General features: G+C 44.8%; 17 protein-coding genes. 5 read left to right on the top strand and 12 right to left on the bottom strand.

Going from position 1 to position 16,124, the window contains the following annotated elements:
- Positions 1–50 precede the first annotated feature (50 nt).
- The 6 genes from NSS87_RS10455 to NSS87_RS10430 form a co-directional block, all read right to left on the bottom strand.
- Entirely contained in the window at positions 51–1,259 is a 1,209-nt protein-coding gene (locus NSS87_RS10455) for a M14 family metallopeptidase (protein ID WP_339246869.1), read from the bottom strand.
- Positions 1,260–1,466: 207 nt separating this feature from the next.
- Positions 1,467–2,273, bottom strand: a complete 807-nt coding sequence (racE, locus tag NSS87_RS10450) for a glutamate racemase (RefSeq protein ID WP_042193608.1) — start codon at positions 2,271–2,273, stop codon at positions 1,467–1,469.
- 254 nt (positions 2,274–2,527) lie between these two features.
- Complete coding sequence (locus NSS87_RS10445) at positions 2,528–2,980, bottom strand: YtxH domain-containing protein (protein ID WP_052404235.1); 453 nt, start codon at positions 2,978–2,980, stop codon at positions 2,528–2,530.
- 100 nt (positions 2,981–3,080) lie between these two features.
- A complete protein-coding gene (locus tag NSS87_RS10440) occupies positions 3,081–3,746 on the bottom strand; it encodes a metalloregulator ArsR/SmtB family transcription factor (RefSeq protein WP_042186789.1) in 666 nt (221 codons plus the stop codon).
- Positions 3,747–3,805: 59 nt separating this feature from the next.
- A complete protein-coding gene (locus tag NSS87_RS10435; protein ID WP_339246864.1) occupies positions 3,806–4,246 on the bottom strand; it encodes a HepT-like ribonuclease domain-containing protein in 441 nt (146 codons plus the stop codon).
- Positions 4,247–4,456: 210 nt separating this feature from the next.
- Complete coding sequence (locus NSS87_RS10430; protein WP_042126253.1) at positions 4,457–4,744, bottom strand: Dabb family protein; 288 nt, start codon at positions 4,742–4,744, stop codon at positions 4,457–4,459.
- Positions 4,745–4,908: 164 nt separating this feature from the next.
- Here NSS87_RS10430 and NSS87_RS10425 point away from each other — a divergent pair, with 164 nt between their 5' ends.
- Positions 4,909–5,493 (top strand): helix-turn-helix transcriptional regulator, encoded by a 585-nt coding sequence (locus tag NSS87_RS10425; RefSeq protein WP_076283191.1) that lies wholly within the window; start codon positions 4,909–4,911, stop codon positions 5,491–5,493.
- A 147-nt stretch (positions 5,494–5,640) separates the two neighbouring features.
- Complete coding sequence (locus tag NSS87_RS10420; RefSeq protein WP_042186783.1) at positions 5,641–6,444, top strand: MBL fold metallo-hydrolase; 804 nt, start codon at positions 5,641–5,643, stop codon at positions 6,442–6,444.
- Between the two features lie 58 nt (positions 6,445–6,502).
- Here the strand turns inward: NSS87_RS10420 and NSS87_RS10415 are convergent, their stop codons facing one another.
- The 4 genes from NSS87_RS10415 to rpmG form a co-directional block, all read right to left on the bottom strand.
- On the bottom strand, positions 6,503–7,243 hold the full coding sequence (locus tag NSS87_RS10415) for a GNAT family N-acetyltransferase (RefSeq protein ID WP_339246861.1): 741 nt from the start codon (positions 7,241–7,243) through the stop codon (positions 6,503–6,505).
- 15 nt (positions 7,244–7,258) lie between these two features.
- A complete protein-coding gene (locus NSS87_RS10410) occupies positions 7,259–7,684 on the bottom strand; it encodes a DUF6157 family protein (RefSeq protein WP_081382746.1) in 426 nt (141 codons plus the stop codon).
- A 120-nt stretch (positions 7,685–7,804) separates the two neighbouring features.
- Positions 7,805–9,016 (bottom strand): GTP-binding protein, encoded by a 1,212-nt coding sequence (locus NSS87_RS10405; protein WP_339246858.1) that lies wholly within the window; start codon positions 9,014–9,016, stop codon positions 7,805–7,807.
- 50 nt (positions 9,017–9,066) lie between these two features.
- Positions 9,067–9,216 (bottom strand): 50S ribosomal protein L33, encoded by a 150-nt coding sequence (gene rpmG / locus NSS87_RS10400; protein ID WP_076283195.1) that lies wholly within the window; start codon positions 9,214–9,216, stop codon positions 9,067–9,069.
- A 199-nt stretch (positions 9,217–9,415) separates the two neighbouring features.
- Between rpmG and NSS87_RS10395 the strand changes: the two genes are divergently transcribed.
- The 3 genes from NSS87_RS10395 (at position 9,416) to NSS87_RS10385 (ending at position 12,354) form a co-directional block, all read left to right on the top strand.
- Positions 9,416–10,444 (top strand): GTP-binding protein, encoded by a 1,029-nt coding sequence (locus NSS87_RS10395; RefSeq protein WP_339246855.1) that lies wholly within the window; start codon positions 9,416–9,418, stop codon positions 10,442–10,444.
- 74 nt (positions 10,445–10,518) lie between these two features.
- Complete coding sequence (locus NSS87_RS10390; RefSeq protein WP_339246853.1) at positions 10,519–11,430, top strand: permease; 912 nt, start codon at positions 10,519–10,521, stop codon at positions 11,428–11,430.
- 48 nt (positions 11,431–11,478) lie between these two features.
- A complete protein-coding gene (locus NSS87_RS10385; protein ID WP_339246850.1) occupies positions 11,479–12,354 on the top strand; it encodes a TIGR03943 family protein in 876 nt (291 codons plus the stop codon).
- On the opposite strand, the gene NSS87_RS10380 is transcribed toward NSS87_RS10385, so the two are convergent.
- Both NSS87_RS10380 and NSS87_RS10375 read right to left on the bottom strand, forming a co-directional pair.
- Positions 12,347–12,742, bottom strand: a complete 396-nt coding sequence (locus NSS87_RS10380) for a NusG domain II-containing protein (protein ID WP_339248508.1) — start codon at positions 12,740–12,742, stop codon at positions 12,347–12,349. The genes NSS87_RS10385 and NSS87_RS10380 overlap by 8 nt on opposite strands.
- 101 nt (positions 12,743–12,843) lie before the next feature.
- On the bottom strand, positions 12,844–15,933 hold the full coding sequence (locus NSS87_RS10375; RefSeq protein WP_339246848.1) for a PAS domain S-box protein: 3,090 nt from the start codon (positions 15,931–15,933) through the stop codon (positions 12,844–12,846).
- Between the last annotated feature and the right edge of the window lie 191 nt (positions 15,934–16,124).

Raw genomic sequence — 16,124 nt, 5'->3', positions numbered from 1 at the left:
GCCATACCCTATGGTTTATGTTACGCAAGTTTACTGTAATTGTTTCATAATTATTTCACATTGGATAGTATCGTTCCCAAAATTAGACCCGTTTCTAGCGCCATATCCTCAAAATCTGCCAGTGGCAACGGATTTTTGCCGATCCCCAGCTCAACTGTAAATCCTGGTTTGCGAAAGGTCTGGATGAACCAATCCTTATACCCGGCATCGCTGCCAGTTAATTCGACTGCACGATAGCTGCTCGCAGCGGCCAATCGTGTTGCTAATTCGCGGCTTTCGGGAGGCTCATATCCCCGGTAATTCCAGTAGATCTCTCCTCCTTGGCTATGCAAAGACACTGCAGCTTCTCCGGGCGCGTTCTCAGCAAGTACCGCTAGAGCTGCTGCCTCAGGTTCACTTAACGCCTCAGGACCACTGTAATCACGTGGAGAGGGCAGGGTTACACCACGTCGTTCCCGTTCCTCTTCCCAATGAGCAGGGAACTGATCCCCGAGATCCACACCGCGTATATTGGCCTTCCAATGGCGAAAACTCCGCCGTCCCCCGTTCCATTTCATAAGGTCCTCATAATAAGGGTGGCCTGGTAAAACGCCCTCCTGCACTAACTCCACGCCGTCAGGGTTAGCCATGGGTACAGCCCATAGGGTCCAATTATTGTACCATTCCTCTGGACGATGACCATTCCATGCCAAACCTTTAGCATAAGCTGCTGCATACTCTTCTATGAACGACATCAGGCAAGGCGAGGTCAGCCATTCATTAGCATGTAGAGCCGCATTAACATGCAAATGGCGGGTTCCATTGCCTATTTTAAGCACATGAATTGGCTTGCGGAGCACACTGTTGCCAATTGGATATGCTTGAATAAAAGGATATTGTGCAATCAGGCTGCTGATATCGTTCTCAACATCAACCGGACCGTACTCTCCACGTAAGAATACCACTCGCTCTGGAATCGGAGGCGGAATGACGAGCACTTTTCCCGGTGTACAAAAGCGCCCTGAGGACACACCTGGATTAAGTTTCTCCAAATCATCTAAACTCACATTGAATAATGAGGTTATGCGTTCAAGATCGTCCCCTTCCTGCACCGCATACCTTTTACGCGGCGAAGACGGCAGGAATAAAACCTGACCCGGATATAAATAAGACTGTCTCCCAACCCATGGATTGCCTTGAATGACATGCTCAGGGGTTAATCCATGCAGGGCGGCAATTCGGCTTACGGTATCTCCCCTGCTTGCAATATATTGTCGCATTAGGTCTCATCCTCTCGGCCTTAAATTGCTGATACGGTGGATACAAAAATAGCAGCAAACAGCACTTAACTCTATTGTATGCAAGAGCCACTACCCTGCATGAAGGAGAAATGAATCACAAGAAAATAGGCTGGGAATTATGCTTCCCAGCCTATTTTATCTTTCACTCCGTAGAGTTTGTCCCTATTCAATTCAACATTGCTCTGCTTATAACGTGGATACTTGCCATACTACTGGGGTGCGTTTAATTTGTTCTCCAAGCCAGTCTCGGGCAATTCGCTGAAACATTTCAGCATCACCACTGCAGAAGAACTGATGAATTGGACTTTCATCCCCGATGGACAGCTTGCCTTTATCGTATAAAATCGTGCTGATCTCACGAGCTGTCTCATCTGCGGAACTGATCAGTTTGACTCCCGGTCCCATGGTCTCTCCAATAGGCTCAACAAGAAATGGGTAATGAGTGCATCCTAAAATTAAAGTATCGATGTTATTATCTTTAATGCCTTCCAATGCCTGCTCTACAATTTCATAACTTTTCTCTGAGCGGAACATGCCTTGCTCAACGAGTGGGACAAGCGCCGGGCAGGCTTGACTTACAACCTCAACAAAAGGAGACAGCTGCTTTAGTGCGTTAGTATAAGCCCCGCTGCCGATGGTTCCTATTGTACCGATCACGCCGACATGTCCGCTTTTGGTCGCGCTAATTGCAGCACGGGCTCCGGGATGAATCACCCCAATGACAGGAATAGAGACCTTGGCTGAGATATAATCGAGTGCCGCTGCTGTTGCGGTATTACAAGCGATAACAATCATTTTAGGATTAAACTGGATCAAATAATCTACAATTTGTTCTGTAAACAGTGTTACTTCCTCGGTCGAACGGGGTCCGTACGGAGCTCGGGCCGTATCTCCGAAATAAATGATTTTCTCCCGCGGGAGCTGCCTCATCACTTCTTTGACAACTGTTAGCCCTCCCACACCTGAGTCTAATATTGCAATAGCTTGCTGCACGAACACACCGCTTCCTTCTACTTGTTTTGTGTAGCTTATGTAAGCCGAAAACAAAATGTACCTGACTTTCAGCCCCAATTGCAGATATTACTCCTTTTGGACTCTTAGTTCAAGCCAAGACTTTTGCCATCATTTAACAGGTCTATAAGAATGAAATAAAAAAGCCACCTTCCGCCCAATGCGAAAAAGCGGCTCTATTAAAAGAGAATAAGTACTTTTTGACCGTAAAACCAAACACTCAATCCACTGTTTCATTATGCGATTTCGTTATTGTCCTTGTCATCTAGCTGAGCTTCTTCAAGACTAGCTTCTTCACTGCTTACTTCTTCATTTACAGGCGATACCTCTAACTCCGTTACCTCTTCCAAAGTGGCCGCTGCCTCTTGAATCGTTTCTTCCGTAGCAATTCCACTTACTGCTACAGTAGCAGTATCTTCTTCTACAGCATTCGAACATGATTTGCTCCATTCGCGAACCTCATGGACTACATGACCTATAGAATCCTTAGCTTTGTCATACAGCTCAACGCTCTTGTCTCCAGCCTGCACGGCAATTCCCTGCACCTTTTCAATGCCAGCAGCTGTTCCTTCCGCAATATCCTTGCGCAGCTCTTTACCTGGCTTAGGCGCGAACAGAAGTGCTGTCACTGATCCAACCACACTTCCGACTAAAGCTCCCCATAACAAACCTTTTGTGTCCTTTTTCATCGTTTCATCTCTCCTTTAAATTCATTGCTCCCCGCTCTACCGGGCTAATGCCTATATCTGCTATATCATAAGCAGCAGGAGTTTGTCTTGTGACTAATTATTACGACTTTTCAGAAGTTTTGTCTGTTACATTTTTGGGTGCAATTGCGTATCGGCAGCATTGTCCGCCTTCTGCCATACATTCACTTCGTGTAACCTTAGCATCCAGCAATTCCTCAAATAGGCTATGCTCGCATTGACAAGCTTTACGATACTGAGTAGCCACCTGGCGAATCGGGCAGTTGTATTCTTTTATGACATACGAACCATCCTCTTCTCGGTTCCACTCCGCCATATATCCACCAGCGTTTTGGATCGACGATAACTCAGCTACTCGCTCTTCCAAATTCCGGCGTTCCATCATCGGTGCATACTGGGTGAGCATCCGGCGACGGCGTCCCTCAAACAATGTATTAACAGCTTCCAATCCACTGCCATAATCCAATTCACGCAAAAGCTCCAAAGCCAGATTATGATAGCTTTTTGGAAAATACTCTTCGGACTTCTCCGTTAAAGAATACATATGTAAAGGCCGCCCCATCGCTTGCCGAACCACTTTTGTCTTAGCAAGTCCCTCCTGCTCCAGCTGAAGCACATGACGGCGGACACCCATCTCAGTAATTCCCAATTCTTCTGCCAGCGCGCCGATGGTCAGTGGTCCTTTCGTCTTCAGGAGCGTCATAATCAAGTGTCTTGTCGATCCATTTTCCTGCCCCATCTTCATCATAAAGGAACCCCCTCTCTTTCACGGCTACCGCCTATTTTATATGATTCTATCTTATGCTATTATAGCGTTACACCGGACCCAAGTTCCTGATCCAAATAATTCCCTACTTCAACAGCAAAATTCTCTAGCACCTCTGAAAGGATTGGTGTGAGCGGGTGTAGTGCTTCTCTTTCCCAGGCAAAATAATCCTGCACGAGCGGCTTACGAAGTGCGACAAGCTCTATTAATCGCTCGTAGATCTCACTTTTACCTAGTACTTTTTCTTCATGTATAATTGAAATGATATCCTCATAACTTCCGGCATCACGCATAATAAAACCGTCAATCAGACAACTACCAACGTCCGTAACCACCTCTATCGCCAGATGAAGGCAGCGTTCTTGTATTAGTCCGGTTAAAGTATTGCCATCCCATGAAGCTGTTACAGTCCGAAGACCTGTAGTTATATCTGGGATTTGAGCAAGAATGGTTTCGATTTGTTTGCGGTTGACATAATACACAGCAATACCCCCATGTCAAAAATAGTTAGAGAAATCTGCATTATCCCTACTTACCGCGTTTGCCGCGGCGTTTCAGCCAAAAGAACATAATGAAACATGCCGCAAGAAAAACGACCAAATAAGTTAACGCTTCCATCGGATACTCGAGCTCACGCATTCCTGTCACCGCTTCCAGTATAAAATGATGATGCTTGTTAATCAGCAGATCGCTTAGATTACGTAATCCACAGCAATTGAAAGTTCTTTAACTTCATTAATATGAGCTATAACTTCCTTATGCGCCGGATGAACCTGATAAGCCTGTAAATCATCCAGTGAAGCTACCACCGTAACTAGAGCAATATCAAAGGATCGATCAGAATGAATGATATCAGCACCCACTTCAATCGAAAGGAGCTGCGGGATTTTACCTTCCATATTTCGCAGTACGGCTACCGTTGCCGCAACGCTTTCTTCGGACCGGTCCTTCAATTTAAAAAATACAATATGCTTGATCATTCTATCTCGCTCCCTGTTGTAATATTGTAATTAGATATTAAAAATATATCATAAGCGTACGCGTTCTGGAAGAAACTTAAAAAGTGATGTCAGAAATAGCAGCATTAACCATTGCCGATGTATATGAAAGTGTTGTAGTATATTTTTAAAAAATCGGAGGAATTATGCCTAGTAACCAACAAGAAACTCATAATATCCAGGCGTGGTCTCTGATCAACCGCAAATATCTTGGACAAGGCGTTCGTGTAAAAAGATTCCGCCGTCCAAAGCGCAGCCAGATTAGAAACCGTGTGTTACTTGCTGTATTGATGGCTAAGGATATCAAACTTTCACGACTCGCAGAAGATCTTGGTATATCCTCTCGCAGCGTAAGCGCCTGGGTATACGAAGGTCGTATCCCTTCCAACAATAACATTGACAAGACCTGCCGCCTACTCGGGTACCCGCCCCACATTTTGTTCAATGAAGCACTGATTCGTCAGAGTCCAATTGTATGTCAACCAACTCCTTCACGATTTATGAAAAGAAGTATTACCAGTTCGCCTCGCAGCAATGTGATTCTAACCGGCCTCTGTATGGTTTACGATTTTTCCGTAACCGATGTAAGTATTTGGATAGGTGTTCATCCCGGGACGTTTCGAAAATGGCTGCACAGCAGCCATCTGCCTACCCCTGCTCTGCAGGAAAAAGCCGAAACCTTCTTCCGAATTCCACGACATATTCTATTTGCAGACTGCGGAACGCTCTAATGTGATCCTATCGCTTAATAAGTTCAAGGCCAGCCCTTCTTCCTTAATTAGGAGAAGGGTTTTTTGCCATATTTTTTTCTTAAAAAAGGGTCATACTACTGTTTAGGTACATTGTTCAGTACTAAAGAACGGAACAGGAGGCGTAAGATGAGACTTGACGGAATACTATCTGAAGGCTACACCGATACTTGGGACGTGGCCCCCGGTGTCATCGGACTACGAACCATGTTCGTAAATTGCGCATTCATCGGCCAGCCCAATTCGGACTGGATCATTGTAGATACGGGACTTAGCTCTTACACAAACAGAATTATAGATTATGCTAAGGAGAAGTATGAGAAGCCACCGGTGGCAATTATCCTGACTCATGGGCATTTTGACCATATCGGAGGTGTGAAAAAGCTTATTGAGGAATGGAATGTACCCGTGTATGCTCACCCACTAGAGCTTCCTTATCTAACAGGTAAAGCGGATTATCCTCCAGCCGATCCGGCCGTAGGCGGCGGGCTGATGAGTATGGTGTCCTCATTATTTTCACATCATGGCATCGACCTTGGATCAGCCATACATCCATTACCCGAAGACAGAACCGTCCCCGGAGCAAAGGGCTGGAAATGGATCCATACACCTGGACATAGTCCTGGACATATTTCACTATTCAGACCAGAAGATAAGGTACTGATTGCTGGTGACACCTTTCTTACAGTCAAACAAGAGTCCGTATTCGCAGTAGCTACCCAGCATCAGGTGGTGCACGGCCCACCCTCTTATTTCACGACGGACTGGGAAGACGCGGAAAAGTCGGTCCGCACACTTGCGTTGCTAGATCCTCATATCGTTCTCTCTGGACATGGGGTGCCTATGGAGGGTGAGAAATTATCTACTCAGCTTGCTCATTTATGCAAGAATTTCAAGGAAATGGCGTTGCCGGGTCAAGGGAAGTTCGTATGATTTCCTTGCGGGGTCCCATTTTGCTAAAATAGCCAATGCGCCCCCGCATCATTCAAGACTACACTCTATACCAATATTGATATATCTCCTTAAATCCGAGCTTGTCGTACAAAGCCGAAGCTCCAGTATTAGCTTGTACAACCTGCAAAAAAGCAGTTGTTGCACCCTGCGTCTTGCCCCAGTGTAGTAATGCAAGCAGCAGTTGTTCCGCCATACCTTGTCTACGCTGATCGGAAGCAGTGATAATATCAAAGAGACCTATGTAGCCGTTCTGAATAACACTTAGACCACAAGCGGTAGGAACGCCATTGTTAATCAACAGAATATTGCCCTGCTGCAAATGACAAGCGGATAACATTCTAGTTAAGGTGCTCCGATTGTCTTTTGAGAGCGCAGAGAGCTTTGTAAATGCATTTAACCACTCTTCAGTTAAGCTCTCCTGAACTTGTATCTCATATCGAAGATCAGGAGTAGCTAATCCCTCCAGTTCTAATAGCCTAACAGATGATGGCTCGACAACTGTGTAACCACGCTCCGCTAGCGCCTCATCCAGGTTCGCAGGCTGGATATACGGCGTTATTTTAAATACTGGCTTTAATCCAGCATCCTTATAGTACTGCTCAGCAAGCTTAATTTGGTTTGTAAGATCCGCAAGAGAGCTTTTTTCTCCGTATAACGGATTGACCGAATTAGCTCTTTTCGTATATCCAGCTGCTGTGCGCAGAACCCAGCCATTCAGGAGAACACTCTGCTCCGCTGGCCAAGTATTAAGTGTGATTTCTTCAATTGCTTTATACAAGTTATCTCCTCCTTATTAGCCATGTTCCCGCTTATTACGCATCGCTGGCAGCAGCTTCACTGCTTCATCAGCATACGAAATATAATAGTCATATTCGGGAGACTCCTTACCATAAATGGCTATTTTCCCCTCATGGTTGTAATGTACACCCCAGCCGAATCGCTTCGGAAGTAGAGAGGCTCGCAGGCATGGATGGTTTCTAGAGAATAGCTCCTTCCATATTTCTTCCCTACGGGTCACACGATCTTCTAGCGGAATTTGTTTATGGCGTACATGAACCTCAAACAGAAGCTCTTCATGATTGTATTTGTAAGGCTCATTAATAAGCAGCTCATATTGAATCACATGCGCAGGCGGGAGTGTACGGCAAGACATCGGCGGGATTCCCGTTTCCTCAGGACAATCCTCTGCTACACGTATGAAAGTGTTTGTATAACTCATGGGCATCACCTCTATTTTTAATTGAAATATATTCCTTCTATGATAATTCATAGTCACTATAATTGCACAGCAAAAATCCGGAACCTCAACCTCCTGGATTCCGGATTTTCATCTGAATTTCTATTCCTCAGCCACTGCCGCAAGGAGTTCTTCAACAGGCCACGGAAGTGGATTATTAAACGTTGTCCAATCCTGCTTCAACTCATCTTTCGTCAACAAACATCGATCCAATCTCGCTTCGATTTGTGCTGAGTCCATACTAACACCGATAAACACGATTTCATTCATTCGATCGCCCCACCGCTCGTCCCACTTGGCTTTCATTTCAGGTTCGCTTTCCAATACCTCCTGCTGCTGATCCTCAGGCATTGTAGCTAGCCAGTAGCCGGCAGGTCCGAACTGAATCGAGGGTCCAGCCTGGCTGATACTCGCTGCAAGATCACCCTCTGCGGCAACCCATACAATCCCTTTCGCTCTGACAACTTCCTCCGGCCAATGACTAAAGAAAAAGCTTAACCTTTCCGGATGAAAGGGTGTTCTCCTGCGATAGACAAAAGAAGATATTCCGTATTCCTCCGTCTCAGGCGTATGTGTCTCCTTGTTAAGCTCCGTAATCCAACCGGAGGACAAACTTGTTTTTTCAAAATCAAACAATCCAGTATTAAGAATCTCCTTCGGATCTACCACTCCGTTAACCGTACGGATCAGCTTGGCTGTCGGCTGAAGTTTGCGAAGCACAGCTTCAAGCTTGTTAAGCTCTTCTTCTTCTAGCAGATCACACTTATTAAGCAATAACACATCACAAGTCTCGATCTGATCAATGAGCAAATCCACAATATCGCGATAATCGTCTTCACCAGCCGTTTGATTACGATCGATCAGACTATCACCAGAAGAGAAGTCATGCCAGAATCGGCCAGCATCCACAACGGTCACCATCGTGTCCAATTGAGCGAGTGAAGTCAAATCAATATCCAGTTCTGGGTTCGCATAAGTAAAAGTCTGTGCCACCGGAACAGGCTCGCTAATGCCAGATGATTCAATGAGGATATAATCAAAACGGCCTTCAGCTGCCAGCTTTTGTACTTCGACAATCAAATCGTCGCGGAGTGTACAGCAGATACATCCGTTAGACATTTCCACTAATTTCTCTTCCGTTCTAGAAAGCACATTACCTGACTTCACCAGGTTGGCGTCCACATTCACTTCACTCATATCGTTAACGATAACAGCAACCTTCAAGCCTTCACGGTTGTGCAAGACATGATTTAGCAGTGTTGTTTTTCCAGAGCCCAAGTAGCCACTTAGCACCGTAACGGGGATTTTTTTCATTCCGATCACTCCTATCATTGATTAGCATTTATGTTTGGCATTTATAGCTCTTACCGGGTTTCGCGGTGTAATGTAACTCTTTTCAGACGTGGACAATATTTCTTCATTTCCATACGTTCTGGGTGATTTCGCTTATTCTTGGTAGTTGTATAGTTACGATCTCCTGTCTCCGTGCATGCCAAAGTAATGATTACTCTCATTGTTCCATCTCCTTTTTTAAATAGTAATAATTACGATTAACATATCGTACACGTTTTATTCACAATCTGTCAACTATGATCTTGTAAAAATTCCAACTCTCTTAATTTTGTGGTCTTTCTTGCGAACAAATCACGTATAGATGGAAATATAAAAATATGATTCTTGTATTTCCAAGAGAATCAGGCAGGAGTGGAGATCATGAAGATACCAGTAATTATTTTGAGCGGGTTTCTGGGGAGCGGGAAGACAACTCTGCTGTTGTCCCTGCTGAAAGAGAGCAAGGTAAGGGGTCTGAACCCTGGCGTAGTTATGAATGAGCTGGGAAAGAGAGATGTAGATGGGTATATTCTGCAGGAGCATACGGGTGCAACCGTGACTAAGCTACTGGACGGATGTGTATGCTGTAGCCGTAAAGAGGATTTGGCAGACAGCCTACTGGTACTGCTAAGAGGACGCCCCGATGCTATTTATATCGAGCTTACTGGCGTCGCGAATCCGGAAGAAATCGCCAAAACATTACAAGAAGCCGCTCTTCAAGAAAGGGTCGAATTGCATTTTACGATCACCTTATTGGATGCAGAAAACGCCTTGGAATATAACAGCAGACTCTCCTCTGACAAACAGCTGGTTCGTACGCTTCGCAAGCAGCTGTCCACCGCTGATCTCATTGTCGTTAATAAGAGCGATCTTGTAGAGCCTGAAACCTTATGGCGAATTGAAAAAGGTGTCCGAAAACAAAATACAGAGGCTGAAATCGTATATACCCATTACAGCGAAATCAACCTTTCACCGATATTATCAGGAATCACCCCACGTAAAATCATCGCTCCCGCGCCACAACGAGCACCTCAAACCTTTAAAGGCGCAACTCTTAAACAAATGAATTCAGAACAGGGAGCTACAGCAGTAAAAGAACGGCAAGAAGAGCCCCACGCTTCTTTTTCCCAAGTGACCGCCATCACGTTAACCATTCCGCAAGCAGGGACTATAATGCCTTCCAAAGAACGGCTAGAGGCTTTCTTTCAAGAATGGGGTGACAACCTGCTCCGTGCCAAAGGCCATATCCTTTTGTCCGAACAGGAACCGGTTCAACTTGTCCAATATGCGGGAATGCGTACAAGCTGGGAGGCATCACGTTACCCTGGAATGCCTTATGTGGTATTCATCGGGATAAATTTAGATGAGGAACTGCTGGCAGATCGGTGGTCCACCTTATTCGAACCTTGACTACCCTTTCCCCTTTAAAACTACTGCCGCTGCTTCTGCCGATCTCATTCCTGATTATCATTGGTTTTATATGGGTGCCAAATCACCTGGAGCTACTAGACAACGCGTACATCGACACGTTCAAAACCGGCTTTATCGGGATTTTGCTAGAAGCCTTGCCGTTTGTGTTAGCAGGAGCTTTATTATCCTCGCTGCTTCGGGTCTTTATCCCAGATGAAATGATCTCCCGCTGGATTCCACGGCAGGCGCTTCCGGCCATTTTATTCGCTTGCCTGCTCGGAATTATTTTTCCAGTATGCGAATGTGGAATGATCCCTCTCGTCCGCCGACTAATCCATAAGGGGATGCCTGTCTACGTGGCGATCGTGTTTATTTTATCCGGGCCCATCCTAAATCCAGTCGTCTATGGAGCAACACTGACGGCATTTCGCAACCACTCAGAACTGGCCTATGCCCGGATGGGTCTAGCTTTTGCAGTCGCCTGTATTATAGGCTTGATTATCTATGCAACGGTGAAAAAGTCCCCGATACGCCTTAGCGTTCAGCGGGAAACCGATAACACTCATCATAATAATTCTCGTGGAGGAAAGTTAGCCGCCGTCTTCGTGCATACCTCGGATGAATTTTTTGAGATGGGAAAATACTTAATCATTGGCTGCCTATTGACCGCTGGCATTCAGACGTTTATGGTTCAGGACAGTTTGGCTGCGATCGGAGATAAGCCGCTCGGGTCTTATTTTTTCATGATGGGCCTGGCATTTGTGCTTTCGCTCTGTTCCACCTCAGATGCCTTTGTAGCTTCCACCTTTGTACATTCTTTTCCAGCAGGAGCACTGCTCGCTTTTATGGTATTTGGGCCGATGTTAGATTTCAAAAATTCATTGATGTTACTCTCGCTGTTTAAGACCAAATTCGCTCTTTATTTGTTCTTTCTTATCTTTTCGAGCGTATTTATCGGAGCCGTACTCATGTCCTTATGGCTGTAATCATAGAGGTGGCAAGCAGATGCTTACCCCATTGTTAGGAGGAAGCGCATGAATGACTCTCGAAGCATCCGATTTCACTATTTGTTAAGGGCGGTCATTCTGCTCGCCTTTGCTCTCTATATTGGGCATTTAGTGCAGCAGGACGCTTTGCATTATTATGTAGCGCCTAAGCTAGCACGCTGGGTTCAGTTATGTCCGATTCCTCTGACACTAATGGCGCTCAGCTTGGCCATTCAAGCCTTATTTGGTAAGGGAAATGTGCTATGTGACTGCGAGCATCGCCTCCCACATTCCATATTTAAAAGTACAGCGCTTTATGGATTATTCCTGTTTCCACTGCTGCTTGGATTTGCACTTCCTGATCGTGCCTTGGGAAGTATGGCCGCTAGTAAAAAGGGGATTTCGTTCTCCTCTTTACCATCAGAGACTACCAACGCTGTTAGATTCGAATCGATTGATCCTTATCATGAGGAGCTCACCGAGCTAGCTAAGATCTTATATGCGCAGCCTACTATCCCTGTGTATTCTGATATTTTTTCTGAAACACTAGGCGCTATTGACATGTATAAACAACAATTTGAAGGCAAAGAAATTTCCGTTTCCGGTTTTCTATACCGCGATGACAGTGAAACGCCAGAGAATGCTTTTGCCATTGGCAGATTTCTGGTTCAGTGCTGTACCGCCGATGCTACTCCGTTTGGGATGTTGGTTGATTCCGGCAAATTAAAAAGCTTGCCCACTGATACCTGGATAGAGGTTCGGGGCAAGCTTCAAATTGTGCAATACAAAGGCCAAGAAATGATGCAAATACGCGCAGAAGCAATTACACCTATCGCGCAACCAACAACACCCTACATTTACACGAGTGCTGACTCCATAACCGCATGGAAAGCTTTGACGAATACGGCCAACCCTACTAAATAATTGCGTCCAGCTCATCCTCATCATCCACAGATCGGTTAGGGTTAAATACTTCAACCATAATACGGGCGGGTATACAGATGATTTGCTGCTTTGGCCTAGAAATAAAACCCATTTCCAAAGCGATTCGCAAAGGTGCGTCAGAATATGTCATTTGGATCCCGTAATCAAATACCTTTAAGGTATTGTGACCAAACTTCGATTGAATATCTATAATTTGCTCTTCTTTGGTCAAAGAAACGGTCTTGTATTCCTTACCATCAACCGTAATTATAGCTTTCAAATCTCCTTGTTGATACTGTTCATTATGGGTGTCCCACCACTTGATTCCGTAAATCAAACCCGCTGCGAATAGAGCTAAAAAAATGATTACAAAATCACCACGCTTCATCTTTAACAAGGTATGGATCCTTTCATTGACAATATATTCGTAATAATTACGATTACAAATATATTAATCTTACGCCCTTTTGTCAATGACACTCCTCATCCTTAACGAATCCGAGTAGACCAATCTTTTAATACCCTGTCAAGCTCCTTTATGGAGATAGGCTTGGAGATGAAATCCTGCATTCCTGCACTCAGACACATGTCTTTATCTTCATTTCTGGCAAAAGCTGTGGCCGCAATAATAATGGGAGACAGCCCGAGCTTCTCACGTATGATTCCTGTTGCTTCTATCCCATCCATAATAGGCATCTGAATATCCATAAAGACGAGATCATAATCCTTGGACAGCACAGCTCGAACTGCTTCCTCGCCATTTGATGCAATGTCAGGGAAGTATCCCCTCTTCTTCATATAAGCCAGCATCAGTTGCTGATTCACAGGATGATCTTCAGCGATGAGAATAGACATCGGTCCATATTCTCCCGTATCAGATGCTCTGGCGTTAGGTTTATTGCTTTTGTCTGTATCCACTGAAGGGTGGAGCGTAACCTTCTGAATCCATTCCTCTTTTGGCAAAGAGACCTCCACGGTGAAAAAGAACTCTGAGCCATGTTCCTCACAGCTCCTCACACCAATCGCTCCTCCGAGCAGCTCCACCAGCTTTTTGCTAATCGCCAGTCCAAGTCCTGTTCCGCCATATTTTCGATTAATGGAAGGATGCAATTGCGAGAACGATTGAAACAATAACCCTTGACTGGCAACCGGGATCCCCAAGCCCGTATCTTTAACCATGAATTTAACGATAATATTTCCTGACTTTTGAGAAGCTTCCAGGCTGGCAGAAATACTAATTTCACCTGTCTCCGTAAATTTCACCGCATTTCCCACTAGGTTTACGAGAATTTGGCGCAATCTTGCCTCATCCGTCACAATGACAAATGGAAGATCAGGTGCAATATTGATAGTTAATAACAACCCTTTTTCTTTGACCTTCGGATAGAATAGCTCACTAACGTTCTGTATCACTTCACGCAAATCCACCATTTGCAGTTCAAGTGTCATCATGCCTGCTTCAATTTTGCTGAAATCCAGCACTTCATTCAAAATATGAAGCAATGCTTCTCCGCTACTTGTAATGATTTGTGTGTAGTAGCTCTGCTCTTCATTTAACTCTGTCCCTGAGAGCAAGTCTGCCATTCCTATAATACCGTTCATAGGCGTACGCAGCTCATGGCTCATGATCGCTAGAAACTCCGATTTCGCCCGATCCGCTTCCTCTGCAGACTCCTTCGCTCGCACAATCTCCTTCTCTTCTGTGATATCTCGGAAAACCACTACAGCCCCGATCCGCTCTTCTCCATCAAAAAGAGGAGTCATGTGATATCTGACCAAAAAGCTGGAACCATCTTGCCTCCAAAACACACCCTCTTTCTCATCAAAAGAGCGATTATTGAAGTGCGAGGGAATCAGCGTCTTCTGAATGCCCAAGAATGGCTCATTATCCAGCCAAGTCTGATGAATCGTATGGAATTTGCTGTTCAACCATTCCGTTGGATCGTATCCTAGCATAGTAATCGCCGCTGGATTGATGAACATCGTATCCCCTTCAAGATTCATACCAAATATGCCTTCAGATACCGAATTCAATATTAGAGCATGCTCGTTACTTAACTTCTCTATTTCTTCAAAATGCCGCGCCCGTTCCGCAATGTCCCGGGTTACACACACAAGCTCCCGTCCTCCAAAGGTCTCCGAGTAAATATAGCGAAGTGTTGTTTCCGTCCAAATGTACGTTCCATCTTTGCATAGAAACCGAAAGGTCACAGGGTCGAGCTTCTTCCCTTCCATACAGTTGCTAAGATAGGACACCACTTTCTCCTTGTCTTCAGGATGTATGTAATCAATACCTCTCGTTTCGTACATTTCTTCCGGTGTATAGCCGAACATCGTCTGGCAAATGGGTGATGCATACAGATAGATGAGGTCTCCGTCCGCTGTATTACGTGAAATGAAATCCATTGAATTTTCCGACAGGAGTCGGTAATTCTGCTCACTATCACGCATCTGTTCCTCCATTTGATGACGTTCAGTCACATCCTGGGCAATCCCGCTGATCTGTAGCACTCTTCCTTCCTCATCTTTAGTCACTTCCCAGTGTGCATCCAGAAACTTCAATTTTCCATCCGCACTTTTAATTCTAACCATAACTTCGCCATTCGTCCCATTCGCTAAAGACTGGTGAACCAGCTTTTGAAGTCTAGTAAAATCATCTGGATCAATACAGGAAAGCACTCGTTTGTAATCAAAATAGGAATGATTGCTGTCGTCCAACGAAAAGCCAAAAATGTTACGCATCTCTCTAGAAACCGTCAACCGCGTTTTCGTCGCATCCCATTCCCACGATCCCATTTTCGCAAGATATTGGGCTTGCGCCAGCATATCCTCATATTTCTTACGCTGCGTAATATCGCGGCCGATCGTTAATATCTGCTTGATTTCCCCCTGATCATCGCGTACCACCTGTGAGCTGCTCTCAATCCACAAATAATGTCCGTCTTTATGCCGGGCCCTGCGTGTATACACATCCGTATCAGAATAGAGCTTTCCGTGTTTTGTCATTTCAAGGGCATCTTCTGCGTGATAATACTCAGGTCTTTTCGTACCGATCATTTCATCTGGAGGATATCCTAGCAACAACTCCACTGAAGGAGAAACGTAGTGCAGTGTACCGTCTGGTCCGCCAAAAGAAATCATATCCGGCGTATTTTGTGTGATCAAATTATATAAATGCTGATCTTCCTGAATCTTATCTTCCGCAAGCCTTCGGTCTGTGATATCCGTAAGTTCTGAGATCAAGACAAGGGGTTCACTAGAGTTCTCCTGAAGAATCAGAAATATATGTTGAGCTACCCAGATTATCTCGCCACCCTTACATAAGAACCGTCTTTCTAACTCTATTGCGGTCCCAGGATCTGCTAAGAGATTGTTCAGGATAACGTAATGATCATCATCAGCTACATCGTCTGGATAAATAAGATCTAGATAGTCCATATTTAAAAGCTCTTCTTCAGAGTAACCAAGCATATGGCAAAGTGCTGGATTGGATTGAATCAAGGTCCCTTCCTTGGGAGAGACTACAGCAACCCCTATAGAAGACCGTAAGTATAGTTGCTTAAAAAGAAATTCAGACACCTGTGCAGCCTCCTCTTTTGGTATGGGGACAAACTTTATTACAATTTCGTAATCTATTCCAGTATACCTTTTTTTCGGTAATTAAGCTTGATAGTTGAGTCCTAAATGATAGGCCGGTGAAAAGCAATGAGATTGCGCGTTATCGTCATAGACAAAAAAATAAACAACAAGTCCCGAGTAATCAGGAAAAC

Origin of the sequence: Paenibacillus sp. FSL F4-0243, assembly GCF_037963295.1 — a bacterium.
In the GTDB taxonomy this organism is placed as follows: domain Bacteria; phylum Bacillota; class Bacilli; order Paenibacillales; family Paenibacillaceae; genus Paenibacillus_AQ.
This window is presented reverse-complemented; position numbering and strand designations above follow the sequence as displayed.